Annotated in this window: 10 protein-coding genes; 7 read left to right on the top strand and 3 right to left on the bottom strand. The window is 37.8% G+C overall.

The annotated features are described in order from the left end of the window. Positions 1-139 precede the first annotated feature (139 nt). The 4 genes from ACOI1D_RS20250 to ACOI1D_RS20265 all read left to right on the top strand — a co-directional run bounded on the left by ACOI1D_RS20250 (position 140) and on the right by ACOI1D_RS20265 (position 3,620). On the top strand, positions 140-1,189 hold the full coding sequence (locus tag ACOI1D_RS20250; RefSeq protein WP_422503860.1) for an ArsR/SmtB family transcription factor: 1,050 nt from the start codon (positions 140-142) through the stop codon (positions 1,187-1,189). Positions 1,190-1,210: 21 nt separating this feature from the next. Then, positions 1,211-2,443: an MFS transporter gene (locus tag ACOI1D_RS20255; protein ID WP_422503862.1), complete on the top strand. Its 1,233-nt coding sequence runs from the start codon at positions 1,211-1,213 to the stop codon at positions 2,441-2,443. A gap of 228 nt (positions 2,444-2,671) precedes the next feature. Then, complete coding sequence (locus ACOI1D_RS20260; RefSeq protein ID WP_422503863.1) at positions 2,672-2,890, top strand: hypothetical protein; 219 nt, start codon at positions 2,672-2,674, stop codon at positions 2,888-2,890. Beyond that, positions 2,877-3,620, top strand: a complete 744-nt coding sequence (locus ACOI1D_RS20265) for an RQC-minor-1 family DNA-binding protein (RefSeq protein WP_422503864.1) — start codon at positions 2,877-2,879, stop codon at positions 3,618-3,620. The genes ACOI1D_RS20260 and ACOI1D_RS20265 overlap by 14 nt, the downstream gene beginning before the upstream one ends. Before the next feature lie 19 nt (positions 3,621-3,639). On the opposite strand, the gene ACOI1D_RS20270 is transcribed toward ACOI1D_RS20265, so the two are convergent. Further along, on the bottom strand, positions 3,640-4,173 hold the full coding sequence (locus ACOI1D_RS20270) for a hypothetical protein (protein WP_422503865.1): 534 nt from the start codon (positions 4,171-4,173) through the stop codon (positions 3,640-3,642). A gap of 49 nt (positions 4,174-4,222) precedes the next feature. Continuing rightward, a complete protein-coding gene (locus ACOI1D_RS20275) occupies positions 4,223-4,567 on the bottom strand; it encodes a winged helix-turn-helix transcriptional regulator (RefSeq protein ID WP_422503874.1) in 345 nt (114 codons plus the stop codon). 198 nt (positions 4,568-4,765) lie between these two features. On the opposite strand from ACOI1D_RS20275, the gene ACOI1D_RS20280 reads away from it, so the two are divergent. Genes ACOI1D_RS20280 through ribF form a run of 3 tightly spaced genes read left to right on the top strand, consistent with a single transcriptional unit; the run spans position 4,766 to position 7,298 of the window. Further along, positions 4,766-5,824 (top strand): LLM class flavin-dependent oxidoreductase, encoded by a 1,059-nt coding sequence (locus ACOI1D_RS20280; RefSeq protein ID WP_422503866.1) that lies wholly within the window; start codon positions 4,766-4,768, stop codon positions 5,822-5,824. Between the two features lie 11 nt (positions 5,825-5,835). Then, positions 5,836-6,402, top strand: a complete 567-nt coding sequence (locus ACOI1D_RS20285) for an NADPH-dependent FMN reductase (RefSeq protein ID WP_422503868.1) — start codon at positions 5,836-5,838, stop codon at positions 6,400-6,402. Positions 6,403-6,416: 14 nt separating this feature from the next. Further along, complete coding sequence (gene ribF / locus ACOI1D_RS20290) at positions 6,417-7,298, top strand: riboflavin biosynthesis protein RibF (RefSeq protein ID WP_422503870.1); 882 nt, start codon at positions 6,417-6,419, stop codon at positions 7,296-7,298. A gap of 177 nt (positions 7,299-7,475) precedes the next feature. Here ribF and ACOI1D_RS20295 read toward each other — a convergent pair whose 3' ends face one another. Beyond that, positions 7,476-7,742 (bottom strand): DUF1292 domain-containing protein, encoded by a 267-nt coding sequence (locus tag ACOI1D_RS20295; protein ID WP_422503872.1) that lies wholly within the window; start codon positions 7,740-7,742, stop codon positions 7,476-7,478. Between the last annotated feature and the right edge of the window lie 387 nt (positions 7,743-8,129).

An 8,129-nucleotide genomic window follows, 5' to 3' on the forward strand; every position in this document is an offset into this window, starting at 1 on the left:
TATATGAAGAAGCTACTTTTTTATAAAGTTGAAATGCAGATATTCTCCACAAAAGAATGTCTTTTTTTTAACTTTATATACAATAATTATTGTATATTACATTCTATTTATATAGAATAAAGAATAAGGAGGCGATTATATGGAGTTATTTTCCACAGGTGTTAAACGAGAGAGAGAAAAATATACTGTTGAGGTAAAAAGCTCTCTTTTATGGGAGTCGGCCTTAGGTATTGCAGCTATTACGAATGAATCGTTGATCGATACGCTGGATCTTTCTGAAAAGGAAAGAGAGCTGGTCGACCAATCTTTATCGAAGGACATGAAAGAGCAACTTAAATATGTTCAAAAACACAATACCTGGAAGACTCTTCTTCAGATTTTACATCAAAAAGATTTTGCGGATTTAGTTTCTTTCAACAAATATGTAAGAAGCTTATCTTCAAAGGAATTAAAAAGCATTGCAATTCCCTATCTGGGTAAGGGAGCAGATGTATTAAAAGATAATTTAATAAATGGATCAGAAGAAGCACTTAAGGAATTACAGCATATGACACGAAATCATCCTTTCCTTCCCACATACCTTGAATTTATCAGTGAAGTGTCCATTGAGGAATTGAAAAATCACTTATATGAAGTTATGACTGGGTGGTATAAGGCAATAATTGAGCCTGATAAAGAGAAATTGGAGTCTATCCTATTAACGGATAAAGCTTCGAAAGATAGGATGCTTAAAAGTTTTGAACCAGATCAGTTTGTAGAATGGGCAACGGATGGTGTTAAGTATCCCCCTGAGCCGAGTGTACATAAGGTCTTACTTATACCCCATTATATTTATCGTCCATGGAATGTCGAAGCTGACCTGGAAGGTGTGAAAGTTTTTTATTATGCTGTAGCCAATGAGAGCATTTCTGGTGATAGTAAATTTGTTCCTAATAAACTATTAGTGCAACGGTATAAAGCTTTAGGAGATGAGACACGACTAAAGATCTTGAAAATGATCAAAGTGAAAAATATGTCCCTTCAGGAGTTAACATTTGACTTGGAGCTGGGTAAAACAACTGTGCATCACCATTTGAAAATCTTAAAGTCTGCTAGGTTAGTTTCTCAGAACGTAAATAAATATACCGTTGATGATAGAGCGGTAGAGAATTTACCAATGGAACTCAAACTTTACTTGGAAAGTGAATAATGAAAGGGGTAGAGAAACTTAATGGGAAGTCCAGATGTACATCCTGAATCAAAGGAGAAAGTGCATGAGTTTAAAAAGAATTACCCCTTATTCAGGTTTATTGGTGGGAACTTAATTTCCTTTTTTGGAGATCAAATATACATGATTGCTCTGCCTCTAATTGTGTTGGCTATTACCGGTTCGCCACTAAGTATGGGAATAGTTGCAGCCCTAGAGAGACTACCAATATTAATTCAGCCGTTTACTGGTGTGTTGGCAGACAACTTTAATCGTAAAAAGATTTTAATGGTGTGTGACTTAGGTAGATTCTTAACACTAGGTACTTTAGGTGCACTATACATAATGAATAACCTGCTTATATGGAAAATTTACGCAGCTGCTTTTATACTTGGTATCCTAACTCAGGTATATAATACATCCCAATTTGCATCTGTCACCAGGTTAGTACAAAAAAAGGATTTGCAATTGGTAAACTCGATTAATACTGGGATATTTCAAACTGCTGTTTTTATTGCCCCTGGGTTAGGCGGAATTCTTATTAGTATTTTTAATCCTGGAATAGGTTTGATTATAAACAGTCTGTCTTTCTTTGTGGGATTTTTGGTTATTCGCAGTATTAATGTAGAAAGTAACTCCCAAAAAGCGAAAATGAGCAGCACAAAAGCATTGGCTGATATTAAAGAAGGATTTACTTTTGTCATTCAACAGAAGCCGATACTTTATACAAATTCAGCTATGCTGTTCTCAGTGTTTGGAACAACCCTTTTTCTAACGATGCTAGTCATTCACCTAAAATCTACAGTAGGCTTAGACGCAGTTCGGATAGGATATTTGATTTCTATTGGTGGTGCAGCGGCAATAGCTGGTGCATTACTAACAAATGTGCTTAAAAGATATTATTCTTACAGAAGTATTTTATTTATTGCTGGTGTTATGGGAGGAGGATCGATTATAGCTTTTGGTTTACATGATTCCTTCATTTGGTTAGTTTTTATGAATGCATTAGGAACAATCTGCGCCGCTATTATGAGTCCTTGTATTGTTACCATCAGACAAAAGATCAGTCCAGATTATTTATTAGGACGCGTACAAGCAACCAGTCGCTTTATGACTTGGATATCAATGCCCATTGCTGCTTTAGTTGCTGGGATTATAGGTGAGAATTATGGTACCACCCCAACCTTATTGGTAGGAGGAACGATAGCTGTACTCGGGTCTTTTCTTTATTTACACCCTTCTCTAATAGATGCTTAGAATGTACTTTTAAAGAATTACATAAAAACAAACTACGTAATACTATTGATAAAAACGTATAAATTTATTAGCAGAATCCAAGAATGATAACATTGGATTCTGCCTTTTTAGTAGTAGTGCAGGCAAGATGAAGTATCGTCAGGTATCTTTTATTTTCTCACACTTTGTTTTATAATCTCCCTAAGAACAGCATAAGACTGATTAATTATAGGAAAGGAATGTAATACGATGGCAAAATATAAGAAGTCTGATTGGACAGAGGCTAAAAAGCGTTGCCGACTCAACCAGGCTGATGTACAAATGGCGAAGGAGCTTGGCATGACACCGAAAAGCTTAACGAAAAATATTCCATCACCTAATCAGAAATGGAAAGATCCTGTTAAGATTTGGATTCGTGACTTATATGAAAATAAGTTTGGGAAGGTACTTAAGAATGAAAGCTGCTGATACAATACCTGAAGAAGAGATTCGGGTGATATTGAGAACTGCAGATGAAATTATTGCACAGGGTGGACGGACACTTCTTGCAAAAATTTTAAAAGGCTCACGCGAGAAAAAAATAATTGAATTACATTTAAACCAATGCGCGGGATATGGCTATTTCAATTCCCTATCCATCAAGGAAATTACAGCTAAAATTGATTGGCTGATAGACTATGATTTTCTGGATATTGAGTATTCTGGAAAGCTACCGATGATAGTTTTTACCGATAGAGGATGGATGATTGAACGTGATCAGATGACTAAAGAACTATTAGTTGAATGGAATCAATGGTTGGAACAAGAGAAGCAAACTCCAGATATGAGTTATCTCAAAGATCGTAATCGAGGTATGATCATGTTATTTCTTGAGAAGATAAGGGAAACTAGAAATCCACTGTATATTTCTTATTTAGAGGCATGGGAAAAGGGTGATTATAAGAAAGTCCGAGTTGAGATTCGGAAAACAATCGAGGCGTTGCGATTAAGCGATGAACTCGATATTCATTCTGTACGGGTAAGGAATGAGGCAATCAACGAAGCGTTAGTAGGTTCTGCTCCTCAAGATCTTTTATTAAAATGCTGGGTATGTGGTGAACGTTTTCCTTTCACGACTGGTGAACAACAGTTTTATAAACAAAAGGGATTCGTCCATCCCAAAAGATGTAAAGAATGCAGAGAAGCAGAATTTTGTTAAAAAAAGCGGTGTCTGTCATCTAATAAAACAAGCCCCCTCTGGAGTTGGTCCATGTAAAGGGGGCTTTTTTTAACCAATTTAATCGGTGCAAGGCACCCAAAACTAGCGTCGGTTGATAATTCCGGATAACGGCCGATTCCCAGGCAATGACGGTTGATAATTCCGGATAACGGCGGATTCCCCGGCTGCGACGGTTGATTCCCAGGCCGTGACGGTTGATAATTCCGGATAACGGTTGATTCCCCGGCCGCGACGGTTGATAATTCCAGATAACGGTCGATTCCCCGGCCGCGACGGTTGATAATTCCGGATAACAGTCGATTCCCAGGCCGTGACGGTTGATAATTCCGGATAACGGTCGATTCCCCGGCCGCGGCGGTTGATAATTCAGGATAACGGTTGATTCCCCGGCTGCGACGGTTGATAATTCCAGATAACGGTTGATTCCCAGGCCGCGACGGTTGATAATTCCGGATAACGGTTGATTCCCAGACCGCGACGGTTGATAATTCCAGATAACGGTTGATAATTCCAGATGACGGTCGATTCCCAAGCCGCGACGGTTTTTCTGATGTTAGACTAAACTTCAAAGCTACTTCCCTTTATATACTATCTTCCAGCTTTTTCTGCTTATGCAATGTATGTTTCGTGCCCCATTCATGCATGGCTGATAAAATGGGCTCTAAGCTTTCCCCATATTCGGTAATGGAATACTCTACCTTTGGCGGCACCTGCGGATAAACAACTCGTTTTATAATATCCTCGTCTTCTAATTCTCTCAACTGCTTCGTTAGCATTTTTTGTGTGACTCCAGGAACATTTCGTTTCAGTTCGCTGAATCGCTGTGTACCTTTTTTTAATAAATGTAATAATATAATTGGTTTCCATTTTCCTACCAAGATCCCTAAAGCATCTTCTACACGACATAACTCCGGTTCAATTCTCATCATTATATATTCCTCCAATAGTATCCTTTTTGATACTATATTTCCTGAAAGTGCGTACTTACATTATTGTTTACTATTGTTCATAATAACATATTGGAGGCAAAGTGGAAATTTGATGAAAGAAAATTAATAGATTAAATCTTTTATAAAACGTACTTCAACCCCAATAATTCTAGGCTCTAAGAAAGGTGATAGGATATGAATAAATTTGGTTTCGATGAAAGTAAAGGAATGGAATTTGGTATTTATACACTGGGTGATCATTTACCGGATCCTATAACAGGTGAGAGAATTTCTGAAGGACAAAGACTTCGTGATATTATTGAATATGCTAAACTTGCTGATCAGGCAGGCCTTGACTTTTTTAGTGTAGGTGAAAGCCATCAGGAATTTTTTGTAACACAGGCACATGCTGTTGTACTCTCAGCTATCGCTCAGGCTACAAAAAACATTAAAATTGCAAGCTCTTCGACAATTATTAGTACATCAGATCCAGTTCGCGTGTACGAGAATTTTGCAACGCTGGATTTAATTTCTGGAGGACGTGCTGAGCTTATAGCCGGTCGTGCATCAAGAATAGGTTTATTTGATTTATTAGGCTATAACCTGCGTGATTATGAAGAATTATTTGAGGAAAAGTTTGACCTATTAAGGAAGATTAATGAAGAAGAAGTTGTCAATTGGAATGGACAGTTCCGTGCACCGTTAAATAATGCGAAGGTTCTTCCCCGTCCACAAAATGGTAAGTTGCCAATATGGCGCGCAGTTGGTGGTTCCCCAGCCAGTGCTAGTAAAGCAGGACATGCCGGAGTTCCGATGTTCATGGCTCATCTGGGTGGACCAGTTTCTATCTTCAAGCGAACCATTGATTCCTATCGTGCAGCTGCGGACCGTGCAGGATTCGATTCAACAGAACTGCCAATTGCAACTGCAGGCTTTTTCTATGCAGCTGAAACATCACAACAAGCTCTTAAAGATATGTACCCGCACATCAATGAAGGAATGAAGCGAACAAATGGACAAGGGTTTCCGAAGCAACAGTTTGCGCAAGGGATAGATCCTCACAATGTAATGAATATTGGCAGCCCGCAGGAAATTATTGAAAAAATTCTTTATCAGCATGAAGTGTTTGGTCATCAGCGTTATATTGCCCAAATTGATTTTGGTGGTATGCCATTTGATCGGTTGCAAAAGAATATTGAACTCATCGGGACAGAAATACTACCAGCAATCAGAAAATATACAGCAAAGAAATAGGAGATGGGAATGTGAAAGTCGTGGGATTATCCGGTTCGAATGTTGGTTCAAAAACAAGGACCGCTATGGATTACACTGTTAAAACACTCAGTATTAAATATCCTGATGTTGAAGTAACGTTGATTGATTTGGCAGAATATGATGTTCAGTTTAGTGATGGACGTAATTATTTGGAATATGAAGGCGATACTGGATATATAACAAAAAGTATTATGGAAGCAGATGCATTAATTATCGGGACGCCTATTTTTCAGGCATCGATACCAGCGACATTAAAGAATATTTTTGATTTACTTCCGATCAATGCATTTCGCGATAAAGTTGTCAGCATACTTGTAACAGCAGGTTCTGCAAAACATTATTTAATCGCAGAACAACAGTTAAAGCCTATTTTGTCATATATGAAAGCACAAATGGTACAAACCTTTGTATTTATCGAGGAAAAAGATTTCCAACGAAAAGAAATTATCGAAGACGACGTTTTTTTCCGAATCGATCGTTTGGTTGAAGATACCATTGTTTTGACAGAAACGTTTACCAGGATTCGTGAAAGTGAAGAAGCTAAATATGACTTTTAGAAGAGGGATAGAAAATGGAAATTATCGATTTGACAGGAAAACAACCTCTGAATAAAGATCCACTGATACTAGTGATTGGTCAATTTGATGGTGTACACAAAGGACACCAGAGCGTTCTTCAAACAGCAAAAAATCATATGGATACTAGTCTGGATACGCTAGCCGTTATGTTTTTTTCTAACTATTCTGCAAATAAAATAACAACTGATAAAGTTAAACTTGCTTTACTGGAAAAGTATGGGGTAGGACGGTATTACCGAGTCAAAAGGGAAGAGTTTGTTTTGGAGTATTTGTCACAGTTACCTATAAAACGCATCATAATAGGCGAAGGGTTCCGTTTTGGTTCTGATGGGTCTTCAAACACTGAAGAACTTTTGCGGTTGTGTGCTCAACTTGATATTGAGGTGACAGTAGCTCCATTAATCAAAGAAAATGGAACCAAAATTAGCAGCAATGCAATCCGTGAATCTTTAAAGGAAGGTCATATGGAGCGGGTTCATTCTCTGTTAGGACGTGCTTTTACGGTTGAAGGAACGGTTATACATGGAGAAAAAATGGGGCGAAAATTAGGGTTTCCAACTATTAATTTAGGGGGAACTGCTGAATATGTTAACCCTAGATCAGGTGTGTACCTCGGGGTCGTTGGTATTTATAACAAATCAGTGATTACTGATTATTATCATGTGCTTATTAGTGCAGGTTATCGGCCTACAGTAAAAGGAAAAGGATATTTAATAGAAGCATATTTGATGAACTATTCAGGTGACTTATATGGAAAATCTGTATCCCTATCTTTCATGCGTTTTATTCGGGAAGAAATTAATTATTCTAACCTAGATGATCTGGTAAAGCAAATGGAACTGGATAAAAAGGAAGCGGAAAGACTAATGGGATAATATACTTTCGGCACGCGGATTGCGTTGATTATGTCTGATAAAAACCATAAAAAATAATCCCTCATGTGATTTGGTTGTCAGTTGAGGGATTATTTCTACACTGCGCCTTCCCCTCTTGAAGGGGTTAGTCTATTGTACTGCTGAATTTCCATTCAGGCTAATTCTCATACCACTATTTTAATCTTCGTCTAATATTGCGTCAAATGCCTCGGATACTCTATCAAATTCTTCGTCGGACTCAATTGCTGATATATCATTTTCTTCATCGATTTTGAGGAAAAACATATCAATATCCTCTTCACTTTCCTCCTGTAAATCCTCTACAAAGCTGACTGCTACATAGTCAACCCCTTCTAATGTTACCTTTGCTAATACTTCAACTGCTTGTTCCTCGTTTGTTTCGTCACTAATCGTAAAAACTTCGCCAACTTCTATTTCAGTCATTTTTAATTGACCCTCCTCATACTTGTACTTAATGTAATGGTAACATTCTTCCTTTATCTTTTCTTTAATTATGTAAAATAATGCAATGACCAGAAAATATAATAAATAAAAACGGCTTAAATTGAAACATAGTTACCTGGTCATACGTAGATAAATTAACATAGTTTCGTTACTGTGTAACCGTCGCAATTGATACAAACTGCGGCGTAGTGAAAACTCTTTGGACGCCGTTCCTGCAGAATACTTCACTTTCCACGGGCACGGCCTCAGTCTTCGTATTCTGCCTACACTAGGATAGAAATCTACTCATTAATTCTGTGTTTTTTCGGGATTTTTCTCCCCTTGAACAGAAACCTATCTAAGCGGAGGGAAAATGCGAGACTCCAG

Source organism: Virgibacillus sp. DJP39 (assembly GCF_049310925.1).
Classification (GTDB): domain Bacteria; phylum Bacillota; class Bacilli; order Bacillales; family Amphibacillaceae; genus Virgibacillus_F.